Genomic DNA, 16,275 nt, shown 5'->3' with positions numbered 1-16,275 from the left:
TGGAGCTGCTCGAGGAATTGCTGGCGGACTACCCCGGCACCCTGATCCTGGTCTCGCACGACCGCGATTTCCTCGACAACGTGGTCACCAGTTCGCTGGTGATGGAAGGCAACGGCCGGGTAGGGGACTACGTGGGCGGCTACACCGACTGGCTGCGCCAGCGCCCGATGGCCGCGCGCATCGCCGCGGCCAACGCCGCCTCGCCGCGCCTGACCCCGCAGGTGGCGCCGACACCCAGGCCCGCCGCTCCGGCAGCGGCGCCGGTGCCGGCCAAGCGCAAGCTCTCGTACAAGGAACAGCGCGAACTCGACGAACTGCCCGGCCGGATCGAAGCGCTGGACGCCGAGGTCGCCGCGCTGACCGCACGGATCCAGGACCCGGCCTTCTATCGCCAGCCCGCCGACGCGGTCACCGCCGCGAACGCCCGCCTGGCCGCCCTGCAGGGCGAGCTGGAGCAGGCCTACGCCCGCTGGCAGTCCCTCGAATAACCGCCTCGAACAACCCCCTCGAACAATGTCGTTGTAGGAGCGGGCGGCGTGGACGGCAACGACGGCATGGCCGGCGTGGACGGCATGGCGCCGGGGTAAAACCGGCGCAGGCGGGGTAAAATGGCGGCCCTTTCGCCCAGCCCGATGCCCGCCGTGAGCCAGCCGATCAAGCAGGAAGACTTCATCCAGTCCGTCGCCGACGCGCTGCAGTACATCTCGTACTACCACCCCGTCGACTACATCCGGAACCTCGCCGCCGCCTACGAGCGCGAGGAATCGGCGGCGGCGAAGGACGCCATCGCCCAGATCCTGATCAACTCGCGCCTGTGCGCCGAGGGCCACCGCCCGATCTGCCAGGACACCGGCATCGTCACCGTCTTCCTCGAGATCGGCATGGACGTGCGCTGGGCCGACGCCACGATGGGCGTCGAGGACATGGTCAACGAAGGCGTGCGCCGCGCCTACCTCCACCCCGACAACAAGCTGCGCGCCAGCGTGCTGGCCGACCCGGCCGGCAAGCGCACCAACACCAAGGACAACACGCCGGCCGTCGTCAACATGAAGGTCGTGCCGGGCGACACCGTCGACGTCATCGTCGCGGCCAAGGGCGGCGGCAGCGAGGCCAAGTCCAAGTTCGCCATGCTCAACCCGTCCGATTCGATCGTCGACTGGGTGCTCAGGACCGTGCCGACCATGGGTGCCGGCTGGTGCCCGCCGGGCATGCTGGGCATCGGCATCGGCGGCACCGCCGAGAAGGCGATGCTGCTGGCCAAGGAGTCGCTGATGGAGCCGATCGACATCACCGACCTGCAGGCCCGCGGCCCGTCCAACCGCGCCGAGGAGCTGCGGCTGGAATTGTACGAGAAGGTCAACGCGCTGGGCATCGGTGCCCAGGGCCTGGGGGGCCTGACCACCGTGCTCGACATCAAGGTCAAGGACTACCCGACCCATGCCGCCAACCTGCCGGTGGCCATGATCCCCAACTGCGCCGCCACCCGGCACGCGCACTTCACCCTCGACGGCAGCGGACCGGTGCAGCTCGAGCCGCCGTCGCTGGACGACTGGCCGAAGCTGACCTACGACGCCTCCAAGGGCCGCCGCGTCGACCTCGACACCGTCACCCGCGACGAGGTCGCCAGCTGGAAGCCGGGCGAAGTGCTGCTGCTCAACGGCAAGCTCCTCACCGGACGCGATGCGGCCCACAAGCGCATGGTCGACATGCTCAACAAGGGCGAGGCGCTGCCCGTCGACCTGCGCGGCCGCTTCATCTACTACGTCGGCCCGGTCGACCCGGTGCGCGATGAAGTCGTTGGCCCGGCCGGTCCCACCACCGCCACCCGCATGGACAAGTTCACCGAGCAGGTGCTCGACCAGACCGGCCTGATGGGCATGGTCGGCAAGGCCGAACGCGGCCCGGCCGCCATCGACGCCATCCGCAAGCACCGCTCGGTCTACCTGATGGCCGTGGGCGGCGCCGCCTACCTGGTCTCGAAGGCGATCAAGGCCTCGCGCGTGGTGGGCTTCGCCGACCTGGGCATGGAGGCGATCTACGAGTTCGAGGTCCGGGACATGCCCGTCACCGTGGCCGTGGATTCCACCGGCGAATCCGTCCACCGCACCGGCCCCCGGGAGTGGCAGTCCCGGATCGGCAAGATCCCGGTGGTCGTGGACTGAGCCCCGGCGGGCGCCCGGAACCTGAACGGCGCCTGCACTTGACGGGGGGGTACAAGAAAGTGTTGGCATTCCGGCGCGGACTGGCGTATCGTCCGCGGCGACTGTGTTTGCGAAGGGTCACTGTGAATCGTGGCCTGATGCGGTAGATCCACCGATCCGCTACATCTTTTCACCTCGCTCTCCTTGCAACCCCAGTCGCGCGGCGGAATGTTTCCGTCAGCGATTAATCCATTCGTTCCAAGGAGTGTTTTATGTCGGATCGTCAGATCGGTACCGTCAAGTGGTTCAACGATGCCAAGGGCTTCGGCTTCATCAGCCGCGAGAACGGCGAGGACGTGTTCGTCCATTTCCGTTCCATCCAGGGCACCGGCTTCAAGTCCCTGCAGGAAGGCCAGAAGGTCTCCTTCAAGCTCGTCAAGGGCCAGAAGGGCATGCAGGCTGACGAAGTGCAGCCCATGTAATCCAGTCCGCATGGACTGAGCGAAGCCCCGGGCGCAATCCCGGGGCTTTTCTTTTGTATGCTTCGGGCTCCCCGGTCCGCACGGAAGCCTGCATGTACACGCTTTACTACTCCCCCGGCGCCGCCAGCCTGGTCGTGCACTGGCTGTTGATCGAAATCGGCGCGAAGCACGAGCTGCGCAAGCTCGACCTGCCGGCCGGCGAGCACAAGCGTCCCGAATACCTGGCGCTCAATCCCAACGGCGTGGTGCCGACCCTGCTGGTGCACGGCGAGCCGCTCACGGAAGCCGCCGCCCTGGTGCTGCACCTGGCCGACGTGCATCCGTCCTTCGGCCTGGCGCCCGAGCCGGGCAGCATCGAGCGCGGCCGCTACTACCAGTGGCTGCTGCATCTGGCCAACACCCTGCAGCCGGCCTTCCGCACCTGGTTCTACCCCGGCGAAGCCGCGGGCGAGGAGCACGCGCAGGCGGCCAAGGACCTGGCCCGGGAGCGCATCGAAGCCTGCTGGGACCGGATCGAGGCGCACCTGGCCAAGCGCGGACCCTACCTGCTCGGTGCCTCGGCCAGCGCCGCCGATTTCCACCTGACGATGCTGATGCGCTGGTCGCGCAACATGCCGCGCCCGGCCACCGACTGGCCGCAGCTGGCGGCGCTGGCGCAGCGCATGAAGGCGCGGCCGTCGTTCCGCACCCTGTACGAACGCGAAGGCCTCACCGAATGGGCGTGACCGGGTGAAGCCCGTCCGCCGCGTGCTGCTGGCCGGGGCCTCCGGCCTGGTCGGCAGCGAGGTGCGGCGCCAGCTGCTGGCGAAGGCCGACGGCCCGGTGGTGGTGTCGCTGTTGCGGCGCCCGGGGCAGTCCGTGCCGCCGCGCGACCTGGAAGGGGTCGCCGACCTGTCCGATGCCGCCCGCGACCCGGCGCTGGCGGAAGCGCTGCGCGCGCTGGCCGGTGGCGGCTTCGACGCCTGCGTCTGCTGCCTGGGCACCACCCTGCGCCAGGCCGGCTCGCGCGAAGCCTTCCTGGCGGTGGATCGCGACCTGGTGATCCGCATCGCCGACCTCGCCCGTGCGCTGGGCGCAGCGCGCATGGTGCTGGTGTCTTCCGTGGGCGCCAGCGCCCAGTCCAACAACTTCTACCTGCGCGTGAAGGGCGAGACCGAACGTGCGCTGGGCGAGCGGGGCTTCGAGCGCCTGGACCTGCTGCGGCCCGGCCTGCTGCTGGGGGCGCGCCGCGAAAAGCGGCCCGCGGAGCAGTGGGGCCAGCGGCTGGCGCCGCTCACCAATGCCCTGATGCACGGTCCGCTGCGGCGCTACCGCGCGATCCCGGCGGCCGACGTGGCGGCGGCCGCCGTCGCCGTGCTGTCGCAGGGCGAGGGCGGCCGCCATGTCCACGAGCACGACGCCCTGGTGGCGCTGGCCGGGACTTAGTCCGCCTCGGCCAGGCCGACGCGCAGCAGCTTGCCGTTGGCGGCGTCGGTCAGCAGGTACAGGTAGCCGTCCGGGCCCTGGCGCACGTCGCGGATGCGTTCGCCGAGGTCGGTGAGCAGCGCCTCTTCGCCCACCACCTTGTCGCCCTCGAGTTCGAGCCGCACCACGCGCTGGAAGGCGAGGGCACCGACGAACAGGTCGCCCTGCCAGGCCGGGAAGCGGTCGGCCGTATAGAAGGCCAGGCCGCTGGGCGCGATCGACGGCGTCCACTGGTGCATCGGCTGCTCCATGCCCTCGGCCTCGGTCTTGCCTTCGCCGATCGGCATGCCGTTGTAGTTCACGCCCAGGGTGATCACCGGCCAGCCGTAGTTCTTGCCGGCCTCTGGGATGTTGAGCTCGTCACCGCCGCGGGCGCCGTGTTCGGTCTGCCAGAGCGCGCCGGTGACGGGATGCAGGGCGGCGCCCTGGACGTTGCGGTGGCCGTAGGACCAGATCGCCGGCAGGGCGTCGTCGCGACCGACGAAGGGGTTGTCGGCCGGGATGCCGCCGTCGCGCTCGATGCGGAAGATCTTGCCCTGGCCCAGGTCCAGCGGCTGGACGTTGGGCTGGGTACCGCGGTCGCCGCTGGTGACGTACAGGCGCTTCTCGCGGTCGAACACCAGGCGCGAACCGAAGTGCTGCCCGGTGTCGAGCTTGGGCAGCTGGCGGAAGATCACCTCGACGTCGACCAGGGCATCGTCCTGCCAGCGGCCGCGCGCCACGGCCGTGCCGCCGCCGCCTTCGCCGGGCTCGCTGAAGCTCAGGTAGACCCAGGGGTCGGTGGCGAAGTCGGGATCCAGGGCGACGTCGAGCAGGCCGCCCTGGCCCTTGGCGAAGACTTCGGGCACGCCGGCCACGGGCGCCGAGAGCGCGCCGTCGGTGCCGACGATGCGCAGGCGGCCGGGACGCTCGGTCACCAGGGTGCGACCGTCCGGCAGGAAGGTCATGCCCCAGGGATGCTCCAGGCCTTCGGCCACGGTGGCGACTTCGAGCGCGCCGGCTTCGCTGGCGAAGCGCGCGACCGCCGGGGGCGCGGATGCCGCCGACGTCGCGGCCGTGGCGGCGGCGTTCGTGCTGGTGCCGGGGTCGCTGGCACCGCAGCCGGCGCAGGCCAGCAGGAGGGCGGCGGAAAGGACGGTACGCATGTTCGGGTTCCTTGGGCGGCGGTTACTTGAGGAGGGGTTCGAGCGCGGGCCAGACGTGGTCACGCAGGCGCGGCTGCGCCTCGGCGACCGGGTGCAAGTTGTCGGCCTGGAAGGCGTCGCGGTCGGTGGCGATGGGTTCGAGCAGGAAGGGCAGCAGGGCGGCGTCGTGTTCGGCGGCCAGCTCGACGTAGTTGCGCTCGAAGCCCTGGGTGTACTGCGGCCCGAAGTTCGGCGGCAGCCGCATCCCGATCAGCAGCACCTGGGCACCGGCCTCGCGCGAGGCCACGATGATCTTCTCGAGGTTGTCCCGCGTGTGCGCCAGCGGCAGGCCGCGCAGGCCGTCGTTGGCGCCGAGCTCGACCACGACCACGGCGGGCCGGTGCCGCGCCAGCTCGCCGGCGATGCGGCTGGCGCCGCCGGCGGTGGTTTCACCGCTGACGCTGGCGTTGGCGACCCGCCAGCCCGGATGGCGTTCGCGCAGCTTGTCGGCGGTCAGGGCCACCCAGCCCTGCTCGGGGGCCAGGCCGTAGGCGGCCGAGAGCGAATCGCCCAGGACCAGCACGGTGCGCGGTTCGGCCGCCTGCACGACGCCGGCCAGCAGGGCAAGGGCCATCAGCAGGGCCGTCATGCCCCGTTGAACCGGCGTTCGCCATGCTCCATATCCTGAGAACATCGTTTTCCTCTCCGTCATTGCATCCAAGGATTCCCATGGCCGACAGCCACGACCCGTCCCTCGTCGTCCACGAGGCGCTGCGCGCCGACGACCTCGGCAAGCGCGTCCCGCTGCCGGCCGGCGAGCTCACCATCCTCGATGGGGTCGGTTTTACCATCGCCAAGGGTGAAGCGGTTGCGATCATCGGTGCCTCCGGTTCAGGCAAGAGCACGCTGCTGTCGCTGCTGGCCGGCCTGGACGTGCCCAGCCAGGGCCGCGTGCTGCTGGACGGCGCGGCGCTGTCGGCGCTCGACGAGGACGGCCGGGCCCGGGTGCGGGGCGAGAAGGTCGGCTTCGTGTTCCAGAGTTTCCAGCTGCTGCCGTCGCTGACCGCCCTCGAGAACGTGATGCTGCCGCTGGAGCTGCGCGGCGACGATGACGCCGAGGGCCCGGCGCGCGCCATCCTGGCCCAGGTCGGGCTGGGCGAACGGCTGGGCCACTATCCGCGCCAGCTGTCGGGCGGCGAGCAGCAGCGCGTGGCCCTGGCCCGCGCCTTCGTCACCCGGCCGGCGGTGCTGTTCGCGGACGAGCCCACCGGCAACCTCGACACCACCACCGGGCAGGCGATCGTCGAACTGCTGTTCCAGCTCAATCGGGAGTCGGGCACCACCCTGGTGCTGGTGACCCACGACGAGCGCCTGGCCGCGCGCTGCGGCCGGATCCTGCGCCTGGATGGCGGCCGCCTGGTGTCGGCATGAGGGCGCTCGCGCTGGCCTGGCGCCAGCTGCGCCGCGACCTGGCCTCGGGTGACGTCCGCATCCTGCTGGCGGCCCTGGTGCTGGCGGTGATGGCGGTGACCTCGGTCAGCTTCATCACCGACCGCGCCGAACGCGCGCTCGCGCTGGAGGCGAACCGCCTGCTGGGCGGCGACGCCGTGGTGCGTGCGGATGCGCCGATCGAGGGTGCGCTGCGCGAGGCGGCGGCCGCGCCCGGACTGCGCCAGACCGAAACGCTGGGGTTCCCGAGCATGGTGCGCGCCGGCGAAGCGCTGCGCCTCGGCGAGATGAAGGCGCTGGGCGAAGGATTCCCGCTGCGCGGGCGCTTCCTGCTGCTCGACCCCGCCACCGGCGGCGAGCGCGCCGCCGACGGCATTCCGGCGCCGGGCACGGTGTGGCTGAGCCGCGCCGGCGCCGACCTTCTCGACGCCCGGATCGGCGATGCGATCGGTGTCGGCAACATCGAGCTGACGCTGGCGGCGCTGGTCGTGCAGGAGCCGGACGCGGCCCTGGATTACTTCAACACCGCGCCGCGCGTGTTCCTGAACCTGGCCGACGTGCCGGCGACCGGACTCGTGCAGGAAGGCAGCCGCATCGGCTACCGGCTGGTGGTGGCGGGCGAGGCGTCGGCGGTGGAGCGCTTCACCGCCACCGCACGCGAGCAGCTCGGCCGCGGCCAGCGGCTGGAAACGGCGGGCGACGCCCGTCCCGAGATTCGCCGCGCCCTCGACCGCGCCGATCGTTTCCTGGGCCTCGCGGCCCTGGTCTCGGTGGTGCTGGCGGCGGTGGCCGTGGCGATGGCGGCGCGCCGGCACAGCGCCCGCCACCTGCAGGGTTCGGCGGTGATGCGCTGCCTGGGCGCCAGCCAGGGCACCCTGGTCGCCATCCATGCCGGCGAGCTGCTGATGCTGGGCCTGTTGGGCTGCACCGCCGGCGTGGCGCTGGCCTTCGGCCTGCAGTGGGCGGTCGCCGACTGGCTGACCGAGGCGCTGAAGCTGTCGATCCCCGGCGCCGGCTGGCGGCCGGTGCTCGAGGGCTTTGGCGTCGGCCTGACCGTGCTGCTGGCCTTCGGCGTGCCGCCGGTGCTGGCGCTGCGCCGGGTGCCGGCGCTGCGCGTGCTGCGCCGCGACCTCGACCCGACCGAACCCAGCGCGATCATGGTGGCGCTCGCGGGCCTGGCCGGCCTGGCGCTGCTGCTGTGGTGGAAGGCGGGCTCGGCCGAAGTGGGCACGGCGATGCTGCTCGGCATCCTGGGCACGCTGGCGGTGCTGGCGGGCCTGGCCTGGGGGCTGATTGCCGTCCTGCGCCGCGTGCGCTCGCGCCTGCGGGGGCCGTGGCGCTACGGCCTGGCCAACGTCAGCCGCCGTGCCGGCGCCAGCATCGCGCAGGTGTCGGCGCTGGGCCTGGGCCTGATGGCCCTGCTACTGCTCACCTTCGTGCGCACCGACCTGCTCGACCGCTGGCGCAATGCGCTGCCGGCCGATGCGCCCAACCGCTTCATCGTCAACGTCCAGCCCGACCAGGTCGCGCCGGTGGGTGAGTTCCTGGCGGGGCAGGGCGTCGTCGATCCGGTGCTTTACCCGATGATCCGTGCCCGCTTGCTGGACGTGAACGGCCAGCCGACCACGGCCGAAAGTTTCCCCGAGGAGCGCGGCCGCGCCCGCCGCATGGCCGAGCGCGAGTTCAACCTGTCCCAGGTCGAGGCGCTGCGGGACGACAACGAAATCACCGCCGGCGCGTTCTGGACCGGCGTGCCGGCGTCGCCCGAGCTGTCGGTGGAGGAAGACTTCGCCGAGACGCTGGGCTGGAAGATCGGCGACGAGGTCGGCTTCGACATCGCCGGCTCGCGCTTCAGCGGTCGCGTGACCAGCCTGCGCAAGGTCGACTGGGAAAGCTTCCGGCCCAACTTCTTCGTGGTCGCGTCGCCCGGATCGCTGGACGGTTTCTCGGGCAGCCACATCACCGCGGTCAACGTGCCGGCCGAGCGCACGCGCTTCACCGCGGACCTGGTGTCGGCGTTCCCGAACCTGTCGGTGGTGGACGTCGACGCCGTGCTGGACCAGGTGCGCGGCACGGTCGAGCAGGTCTCGACCGTGGTCGAGGCGGTGTTCTACTTCTCGCTGGCGGCTGGCGTGCTGGTGCTGCTGGCGGCGGTGAGCGCCAGCCAGGACGAGCGCCTGCTCGAGGGCGGCGTGATGCGCGTGCTCGGCGGCAGCCGACGCCAGCTGCGCTGGGCACAGGTGTCGGAGTTCAGCGCGATTGGCCTGCTGTCGGGGCTGGTGGCGGCGATCGCGGCCACCGTGCTGGCCGGCGTCATCGCCGACCTGGCCTTCGACCTGCCCTGGACCGCGAACCCCAGGCTGGCCCTCACCGGTGCCTTGGTGGGCACGCTGGCGGCGCTGGTGGCGGGTCTGTTCGCGACGCGCGGCGTGGTCAACACGCCGCCGTCGGTGACGCTGCGCGAACTGCAGGGCTAGGCGCTCAATCCACCCAGAGCGCGAGCGCGAACACCGCAAGCATCGCAAAGGCGAGCGCGACCTTCAGGGCCGCGCCCAGCAGCAGGCCGACCCAGGTGCCGAAGCCGACGCGGGATGCCTCGCGCCAAGGCTTGCCGTGCGAGACCTCGCCCAGCGCCGCGCCCAGGAAGGGTCCGGCCAGCAAGCCCGGCAATCCGAAGAAGATCCCGACGAAGCCGCCGAAGCCCGCGCCCCACAGCGCCTTGTTGGAGGCCCCGACGCGCCTGGCGCCGACGATGCTGGCGAGCAGGTCGACCGCGATCGACAGCAGCACCAGCACGCCCAGCACCACCAGCGTGGTGGCGCCGATGTACCGGAACCCGTCGGCCCACGCCGCCAGCAGCATGCCGGCGAACATCACCGGCAAGCCCGGCAGGACCGGCAGCACCGTGCCCAGCAGTCCGATGACGACCAACGCCCCGGCGATCAGGTAATACGCAGTCTGGCTGTCCATGCCCGCAGCATACTGCAGCCCAAAATCAAAAAGGGGTCAGTGTCGTTCAGCGTTTGAAACGCTAAACGACACTGACCCCTTTTTCGGGCCCCGGTGAGGGGGCCCGAGGGGGAAGGGGATCAGTTCGGCAGGATGACGGTGTCGATGACGTGGATGATGCCGTTGCTGGCCTTGATGTCGGTGGCGGTCACGGTGGCCTCGTCGATCTTGACGGTGCTGCCGGAGACGGTGACGTCGGCCACGGCGCCGTTCACGGTGGTGGCGTTGTCGAGCTTGACGACGTCGGCGGCGGTGACCTTGCCGGCGACCACGTGGTAGGTGAGGATCGCGACCAGCTGGTCCTTGTTCTCGGGCTTGAGCAGGTTCTCCAGGGTGCCGGCCGGCAGCTTGGCGAAGGCGTCATCGGTCGGCGCGAACACGGTGAACGGGCCGTCGCCGCTCAGGGTCTCGACCAGGCCGGCCGCCTTGACGGCGGCAACGAGGGTTTCGAAGTCCGCATTGGACGCGGCGACGTCGACGATGGTGCCAGCCGAAATGGCCTTGCCTTCCTCGTGATGGCCGGCGAAGGCCGGGGTGGCAACGACGGCGGCCATCATCGCGGCGAGCAGGCTCTTGCGGAAAAGATTCATCGGGGACTCCAAGAAGTAGGGGGTGGGTGCTCTGGGCACGCACCGACGATGCGCCCGCGACCGTCGCGGCGGCGTCGGCGCGGCGTCAATGCCGCGTTCTTTCCGCGTGCAGGGCGGGTGATTTCCGCCGCGGCGTGGCGTTTGCACCCCTGCCGCGCGGCGCGCGGGGTCGATATGCTTCGCCGGCGCTTCCGCCCCGAGGAATGAATGGATATCGAACTGCGGCCGGTGGTAGCCGGTGATGGCCACGTCGCCCACCTGCGCCTGCATCACGCGGGCCCTGGCGCGCCTGGCCTGCTGTGGATGCCGGCGCTCGGCGTGCCGGCGGAGAAATACGATGCCTTCGGCCGGGCGCTGGCCGGGCTCGGCATCACCTGCGCCGTGCACGAATGGCGCGGCAACGCGAGCAGTTCACTGCGGGCGCGCCGCGGCAGCGACTGGGGCTATCGCGAGCTGCTCCAGCAGGACCTGCCCGCCAGCATCGCCGCGCTGGCGCCGGGTGCGTGGTACTTCGGCGGGCACAGCCTCGGCGGGCAGTTCGCGGCGATGGCCGCGGCGCGCCAGCCGGCGGCCTGCCGCGGCCTGGTGCTGGCCGCCACGGGCGTGCCGGACGCGCGCACCTTCCGCGGTCGCCAGCGTTTGGGCATCGGACTGTTCGCCCGCAGCATCCCGCTGGTCACGGCGCTGGCCGGCTACTACCCGGGCCATCGGCTGAAGTTCGCGGGCCGCGAGGCGGCGCGCCTGATGCGCGACTGGGCGGCGACCGTGCACGGTGGCCGCTACCGCGACTACGGCGATGGCGAAGCCATGGACCAGCGGCTGGCGCGCCTGTCGCTGCCGACGCTGGGGCTGCGCTTCAGCGGCGACTGGCTGGTGCCGGAAGCGTCGCTGCAGGCCCTGGTCGACAAGCTGGGCGGCGGCGAACACCGCGACGAATTCTTCGACGAAAGCCGACTGGGCACCACGCCCGACCACTTCCGCTGGCTGCGGCGACCGGAGGCCCCGGCCGCGGCGATCGCGCGCTGGATCGGGCTCAGCCCTTGAAGTCGCGGTGGCAGTCCTGGCAGCCGGACGAGACCCGGTCGACCACCACGCGGGCGGCGGCGCAGTCGGCCGGCGGCGCGGCGAGGGCGGCGTCGAGGGCCGCCCGCAGCTGGCTGGCGTGGGCGATGAAGCGCTCGTCGTCCGAGGTCGGCAGGAAGGCCGGTTCGATGTCGTTGCCGACGTAGCGCAGCGTCTGCAGGCGCGGCGCGAGGTCGGCCGAGGCGCAGCGGTTCTGCTTGAGCGACTGGTTCAGGCCCTTCATCTGGGCCGACATCACGGCCATCACGCCGTTGGGGTAGGCGGTGCCCTGGCGCAGGGAGTTGACCAGGACCAGGGTGCACAGGGCGCCGACCAACAGGCCGATGACGCCGACGATCAGGAAACGCATGGGAGGCTCCGGGGTTAGGCCGCCGCGAAGATATCACGGCGGCCTTCCCGGCCCGCGCCGGAGTCAGCGCAGCGGCGTCACCCGGTTGCCGTCCACCCGCACGTAGCTGCCCTCGCGCAGGTCGGGCCCCAGGCGATTGGTGTTGATGACGATCAGGCGGCCGTCGTCCATGCGAACGTGGATGTCGAAGGTTTCTTCGTTGCGCTTGTTCTCGATCGCGTTGCCGGCGATCGCACCGGCGACCGCGCCGGCGACGGTGGCGGTGTTCTCCCGGCCCTCGCTGCCGTGCTTGGGGATCTCGCGGGCGGCGACCGCGCCGACGATGCCGCCCAGGATGGCGCCGGTGCGGCTGTTCTGGCGGGCGTTGTAGACCGTCTCGATGCGCTCGACCCGGCCGCATTCGTAGCAGCGCTGGGGCGCGGAGTAGCCGCGGTCGTTGTAACCGTAGCCACCGGAGCGCGGGGCGCTGGTGCAGGCGGCCAGGGTGGCCGTGGCGAGGGTAAGGGCGATCAGCAGGGGGGTCTTCATGGTGGTTCCTCTCGGGGGGACACTCGGGGCCGACGCTAGTGCGTGTCGCCTGAACGGGTCCCGACCCGCGGCGGATCGGTTGCGGGACGGTTCATGGGGCCGGCGCTGGCCTAAAATACGCGCATGACCCCGACCCCAGTGCGCTTCGCCGGCATCGACCGGCTTTACGGACGCGGCGCCGCCGATCGTCTCTCCCGTTCCCAGGCCTGCGTGGTGGGGCTGGGGGGCGTGGGGTCCTGGGCGGTCGAGGCCCTGGCCCGCAGCGGCGTCGGCCGGCTGGTGCTGATCGACGCGGACGAGGTCTGCGTCAGCAACACCAACCGCCAGCTGCACGCCCTCGACGGCCAGTTCGGCCGCGGCAAGGGCGAAGTGCTGGCCGAGCGCTGCCGCGCCATCAACCCGGACATCCAGGTGGAGGTGGTGCCGGAGTTCCTGCTGCCGTCCAACCTCGAGGCCCTGCTGGACCGCGGCCACGACGTGGTGCTCGATGCCTGCGACAGCTTTCGCAGCAAGCTCGGGATGATCGCCTGGTGCCGGCGCCGGAAGCTGCCGATCGTCGTCTGCGGCTCGGCGGGCGGCCGCACCGACCCGACCCTGGTGCGGGTGCGCGACCTGTCGCGCACCGAGCAGGACGCGCTGCTGGCCCTGGTCCGCAAGCAGCTGCGCGCCGGCTTCAAGTTCCCGCGCAACCCGGACCGCTACTTCGGGGTGCCGGCGGTGTATTCGCTGGAGAACGTCAGATATCCGCAGGTCGACGGCAGCGTCTGCGGCGTGCGTCCCAAGCTCGACGCCGACGAATCGCTCAAGCTCGACTGTGGCGCCGGCCTCGGCGCGGCCACCCATGTCACCGGCAGCTTCGGCTTCGCGATGGCGGGCAAGGCCCTCGAGCTGCTGCTCAAGCCGAAGCCGGCGGCCTGACGAACAGGCGGCGGGCGTTGGCCGTGGTCGCCGCGGCGACGGCCTCGGGCGATTCCCCGCGCAGCTGCGCCACCGTCGCCAGCACCTCGGCCAGGTAGGCCGGCTCGTTGCGCTGGCCGCGGTGCGCGGCGCCGGGCTGGTCCGGCGCATCGGTTTCCAGCAGAAGGTATTCGATCGGCATGCCGGCCACGGTGCGCCGCAGCCGCTGGGCGCGTTCGAACGTGACCGGCCCGCCGATGCCCAGGTGGAAGCCCAGGTCGAACAGCTGGCGCGCCTGCTCCTCGCTGCCCGACCAGCTGTGCACCACGCCGCGCAGGCCGCCGGTGCGGCGCAGGCGGGTGATCACCTCGTCCACCGCGCGGCGCGCGTGCAGCACCACCGGCAGGTCGAAGGTCCGCGCCAGGTCGAGCTGGGCCTGGAAGAAGTGCCGCTGCCGCGCGGGGTCGAGTCCCTCGACGAAGTAGTCCAGGCCGCACTCACCCACGGCCGCCGGCCGTTCCTCCGCCAGCCAGGTGGCCAGTTCGTCGAGGTCCTCGTCGCGGTGCTGGTCCAGGAACATCGGGTGCAGGCCATAGGCCGGGACCAGGCCGGGATCCAGTGCGCAGGCGGCGCGCAGGCCGGGCCAGGACGCGCGGGTGACGGCCGGAACCAGCTGCCACTGCACGCCGGCGGCGCGGGCGCGGCCCACCACCGCCGGCCGGTCGGGGTCGAACTCGGGCGCGTCGAGGTGGCAGTGGCTGTCGTAGAGCGCGGTCATTCCCGGCGCGATTCACCCTCGATCGGCTCGCGCGTGGACGGCGGCGGTGCCTGCCGTTTCCAGTTCGCCAGCACCAGGGTGGCCAGGGCGGTCAGGATCTCGTCCATGAACGGGATCGGGTCGGGCAGCAGCCAGCTCACGACCATCAGCGCCAGGGTGATCTTGAACAGGGTGGGGTGGCGCAGCCGGCTGGCGAAACCGACCACGGGTCCGGTCAGGGGGTGCGGCATGACGGCTCCTTTGACGATCCTTGCCGCGAAATTAACACGGCGGGGCGGCTAATCTTGGCTCCGTCGCCGTTCAGCTTCGGGCGATCACCCTTGGCACCGAGCGCACGGACCCTGCCGTCGCCAAAAGAGGACCTGACCATGAACAAGACCTTCCTGGCCGCCGTGGCCGGCATGCTGGCCGCCGGTGGCGCCATCGCCGCCTACCAGACCTTCGCCACGCCCTATGCCGACGTGGTGTCGTCCACCCCCATCGTCGAGAAGGAGCCGATCTACGGCGACGTCGTGTCCAGCACGGCGGTCACCGAGATGCGTACCGGTTCGCGCGAAGTCTGCGAGGACGTCGCGGTCGAGAAGCGGCGCGAGGAGCGCTTCGGCGACAAGGACGGCATGGTCGTGGGCGCCGTGGTCGGCGGCCTGCTGGGCAACCAGGTGGGCGGCGGCAACGGCAAGAAGCTCGCCACCGTCGCCGGTGCCGTGGGCGGCGCCTATGCCGGCCGCGAGATCGACCGCCGCCACACGGGCGGCCAGAAGTACACCGAGGTCGAGCAGCAGTGCCGCACCGTCACCGAGCCGCGCGAGGAAGTGATCGGCTACGACGTGCAGTACCGCCGCGACGGCGAGGTCTCCACCACCCGCGTCGAGAGCAAGCCGGGCGCGCAGATCCTGCTCGGCGAGCGCGACAAGGTCGTCGGTTACGACGTCACCTGGGAGTACGAAGGCCAGACCGGCAGCCTGGTGATGGACGAGGACCCGGGCAAGCGCCTGCCGATCAAGGACGGCGTGATCGCGGTCCGCGCGGCCGATACGCCGCCGCAGGGTTGATGCCTTCACCCCGATGAACCCCGGAAGGGCCGGCCATGCCGGCCCTTTCGCGTCCACGGGCTGCCTATCGGCCGCCGGGCGGGCTAAAATGCCGGACTTCCTCGCCGACTGCAGACCGCCCCATGGCCCTGAACCCGACCGACCTGTTCGACATCCGCAGCCTGCTCTCCGAAGAGGAGCGCATGATCCAGGACAGCGTCGCCCGCTTCACCGACGAACGCGTGCTGCCGATCATCGGCGACTGCTTCGACCAGGCGCGCTTCCCGGCGGAGCTGGTGCCCGAGATCGCGGCCATGGGCCTGTTCGGCTCCTCGCTGCCCGAGAAGTACGGCTGCGCCGGCCTCAACGCGGTCAGCTACGGCCTGATCTGCCAGGAGCTCGAACGCGGCGACAGCGGCATCCGCAGCTTCGTCTCGGTGCAGAGCTCGCTGTGCATGTACCCGATCTACGCCTACGGCAGCGAAGAGCAGCGCCAGCAGTACCTGCCCGGCATGGCCCGCGGCGAGATCATCGGCTGCTTCGGCCTGACCGAGCCGCACGGCGGCTCCGACCCGGCCAACATGAAGACCACCGCCAAGCGTGACGGCGGCGACTGGATCATCAACGGCGCCAAGATGTGGATCACGAATGGCTCCCTGGCCGACATCGCCATCGTCTGGGCGATGACCGACGAGGGCATCCAGGGCTTCATCGTCCCCAAGGGCACCAAGGGCTTCGAAACCCAGGTCGTGCACAAGAAGATGAGCCTGCGCGCCTCGGTCACCTCGGCGCTGTTCTTCGATTCCGTGCGCGTGCCCGACAGCCAGCGCCTGCCGAACGTGAAGGGCCTCAAGGGTCCGCTGGGCTGTCTGAGCCAGGCCCGCTACGGCATCACCTGGGGCCCGATCGGCGCCGCCATCGCCAGCTACACCTCAGCGCTGGAGTATTCCAAGACCCGCATCCTGTTCAACCGCCCGATCGCCGCCACCCAGGCGGTGCAGCTCAAGCTGGCCGACATGGCCCGCCGCATCACGATGGCGCAGCTGCTGTCGCTGCAGCTGGGCCGCCTGAAGGACGCCGGCACCCTGCAGCATTCGCAGGTGTCGCTGGCGAAGTGGAACAACTGCCGCATGGCGCTCGACATCTCGCGCGAGGCGCGCGACATCCTCGGCGGCGCCGGCATCACCACCGAGCATCCGCCGATCCGGCACGCGCTCAACCTCGAGTCGGTCATCACCTACGAGGGCACCGAGACCGTGCACCAGCTGGTGATCGGCCGCGAAGTCACCGGCATCAACGCGTTCTGAGCCCGGCCGGGGTGGCGGGGCAGGGGACGCGCAGCATCCGCCG

The 16,275-nt window shown here is 71.1% G+C and carries 18 protein-coding genes and 1 pseudogene; 11 read left to right on the top strand and 8 right to left on the bottom strand.

All coding sequences use genetic code 11. The features are described 5' to 3' along the window. The 5 genes and pseudogenes from VFQ84_RS10665 to VFQ84_RS10645 form a co-directional block, all read left to right on the top strand. Positions 1 to 488, top strand: a pseudogene (locus VFQ84_RS10665) (ABC transporter ATP-binding protein); the annotation flags it as partial. A gap of 153 nt (positions 489 to 641) precedes the next feature. After that, positions 642 to 2,162, top strand: a complete 1,521-nt coding sequence (locus VFQ84_RS10660; RefSeq protein ID WP_325131610.1) for a fumarate hydratase — start codon at positions 642 to 644, stop codon at positions 2,160 to 2,162. A gap of 251 nt (positions 2,163 to 2,413) precedes the next feature. After that, positions 2,414 to 2,623, top strand: a complete 210-nt coding sequence (locus VFQ84_RS10655; protein WP_026816018.1) for a cold-shock protein — start codon at positions 2,414 to 2,416, stop codon at positions 2,621 to 2,623. A 92-nt stretch (positions 2,624 to 2,715) separates the two neighbouring features. Then, positions 2,716 to 3,348, top strand: a complete 633-nt coding sequence (locus VFQ84_RS10650) for a glutathione S-transferase family protein (protein WP_325131609.1) — start codon at positions 2,716 to 2,718, stop codon at positions 3,346 to 3,348. A 4-nt stretch (positions 3,349 to 3,352) separates the two neighbouring features. Continuing rightward, positions 3,353 to 4,048, top strand: a complete 696-nt coding sequence (locus VFQ84_RS10645) for an NAD(P)H-binding protein (protein ID WP_325131608.1) — start codon at positions 3,353 to 3,355, stop codon at positions 4,046 to 4,048. On the opposite strand, the gene VFQ84_RS10640 is transcribed toward VFQ84_RS10645, so the two are convergent. Further along, the gene (locus tag VFQ84_RS10640; protein WP_325131607.1) at positions 4,045 to 5,232 is read right to left on the bottom strand and encodes a PQQ-dependent sugar dehydrogenase; all 1,188 of its coding nucleotides are present in this window, start codon (positions 5,230 to 5,232) and stop codon (positions 4,045 to 4,047) included. The two genes, VFQ84_RS10645 and VFQ84_RS10640, sit on opposite strands and share 4 nt — an antisense overlap. 22 nt (positions 5,233 to 5,254) lie before the next feature. Beyond that, entirely contained in the window at positions 5,255 to 5,860 is a 606-nt protein-coding gene (locus tag VFQ84_RS10635; RefSeq protein WP_325131606.1) for an arylesterase, read from the bottom strand. A gap of 80 nt (positions 5,861 to 5,940) precedes the next feature. Here VFQ84_RS10635 and VFQ84_RS10630 point away from each other — a divergent pair, with 80 nt between their 5' ends. Together VFQ84_RS10630 and VFQ84_RS10625 are read left to right on the top strand one after the other, a co-directional pair. Then, positions 5,941 to 6,642: an ABC transporter ATP-binding protein gene (locus VFQ84_RS10630; RefSeq protein WP_325131605.1), complete on the top strand. Its 702-nt coding sequence runs from the start codon at positions 5,941 to 5,943 to the stop codon at positions 6,640 to 6,642. Beyond that, complete coding sequence (locus tag VFQ84_RS10625) at positions 6,639 to 9,137, top strand: ABC transporter permease (protein ID WP_325131604.1); 2,499 nt, start codon at positions 6,639 to 6,641, stop codon at positions 9,135 to 9,137. The genes VFQ84_RS10630 and VFQ84_RS10625 overlap by 4 nt, the downstream gene beginning before the upstream one ends. A 4-nt stretch (positions 9,138 to 9,141) precedes the next feature. Here VFQ84_RS10625 and VFQ84_RS10620 read toward each other — a convergent pair whose 3' ends face one another. Both VFQ84_RS10620 and VFQ84_RS10615 read right to left on the bottom strand, forming a co-directional pair. Beyond that, positions 9,142 to 9,630 (bottom strand): DUF456 domain-containing protein, encoded by a 489-nt coding sequence (locus VFQ84_RS10620; RefSeq protein ID WP_325131603.1) that lies wholly within the window; start codon positions 9,628 to 9,630, stop codon positions 9,142 to 9,144. Between the two features lie 119 nt (positions 9,631 to 9,749). After that, positions 9,750 to 10,259, bottom strand: coding sequence for a fasciclin domain-containing protein (locus VFQ84_RS10615; protein WP_325131602.1), 510 nt, complete (start codon positions 10,257 to 10,259; stop codon positions 9,750 to 9,752). Between the two features lie 207 nt (positions 10,260 to 10,466). On the opposite strand from VFQ84_RS10615, the gene VFQ84_RS10610 reads away from it, so the two are divergent. Then, complete coding sequence (locus VFQ84_RS10610) at positions 10,467 to 11,303, top strand: alpha/beta fold hydrolase (protein WP_325131601.1); 837 nt, start codon at positions 10,467 to 10,469, stop codon at positions 11,301 to 11,303. Here the strand turns inward: VFQ84_RS10610 and VFQ84_RS10605 are convergent. After that, positions 11,293 to 11,691, bottom strand: a complete 399-nt coding sequence (locus VFQ84_RS10605; RefSeq protein ID WP_325131600.1) for a hypothetical protein — start codon at positions 11,689 to 11,691, stop codon at positions 11,293 to 11,295. The two genes, VFQ84_RS10610 and VFQ84_RS10605, sit on opposite strands and share 11 nt — an antisense overlap. A gap of 63 nt (positions 11,692 to 11,754) precedes the next feature. Further along, complete coding sequence (locus tag VFQ84_RS10600; RefSeq protein WP_325131599.1) at positions 11,755 to 12,219, bottom strand: peptidoglycan-associated outer membrane lipoprotein precursor; 465 nt, start codon at positions 12,217 to 12,219, stop codon at positions 11,755 to 11,757. A 123-nt stretch (positions 12,220 to 12,342) separates the two neighbouring features. Between VFQ84_RS10600 and VFQ84_RS10595 the strand changes: the two genes are divergently transcribed. Beyond that, positions 12,343 to 13,137, top strand: coding sequence for a tRNA threonylcarbamoyladenosine dehydratase (locus VFQ84_RS10595; protein ID WP_325131598.1), 795 nt, complete (start codon positions 12,343 to 12,345; stop codon positions 13,135 to 13,137). Here the strand turns inward: VFQ84_RS10595 and VFQ84_RS10590 are convergent. Together VFQ84_RS10590 and VFQ84_RS10585 are read right to left on the bottom strand one after the other, a co-directional pair. Continuing rightward, positions 13,115 to 13,894 carry a TatD family hydrolase gene (locus tag VFQ84_RS10590; RefSeq protein ID WP_325131597.1) on the bottom strand — a complete coding sequence of 260 codons (780 nt, stop codon included), beginning with the start codon at positions 13,892 to 13,894 and terminating at the stop codon, positions 13,115 to 13,117. The two genes, VFQ84_RS10595 and VFQ84_RS10590, sit on opposite strands and share 23 nt — an antisense overlap. Next, entirely contained in the window at positions 13,891 to 14,124 is a 234-nt protein-coding gene (locus VFQ84_RS10585) for a DUF6116 family protein (protein WP_325131596.1), read from the bottom strand. The genes VFQ84_RS10590 and VFQ84_RS10585 overlap by 4 nt, the downstream gene beginning before the upstream one ends. A gap of 138 nt (positions 14,125 to 14,262) precedes the next feature. Here VFQ84_RS10585 and VFQ84_RS10580 point away from each other — a divergent pair, with 138 nt between their 5' ends. Together VFQ84_RS10580 and VFQ84_RS10575 are read left to right on the top strand one after the other, a co-directional pair. Next, positions 14,263 to 14,946, top strand: coding sequence for a glycine zipper 2TM domain-containing protein (locus VFQ84_RS10580; RefSeq protein WP_325131595.1), 684 nt, complete (start codon positions 14,263 to 14,265; stop codon positions 14,944 to 14,946). Positions 14,947 to 15,068: 122 nt separating this feature from the next. After that, positions 15,069 to 16,232, top strand: a complete 1,164-nt coding sequence (locus VFQ84_RS10575; RefSeq protein WP_325131594.1) for an acyl-CoA dehydrogenase family protein — start codon at positions 15,069 to 15,071, stop codon at positions 16,230 to 16,232. Positions 16,233 to 16,275: the final 43 nt, after the last annotated feature.

Origin of the sequence: Arenimonas sp. (genome assembly GCF_035721105.1) — a bacterium.
Classification (GTDB): Bacteria; Pseudomonadota; Gammaproteobacteria; order Xanthomonadales; family Xanthomonadaceae; genus Arenimonas.
The sequence above is the reverse complement of the archived record's forward strand: the minus strand, read 5'-3'. Positions and strand labels throughout refer to the sequence as shown.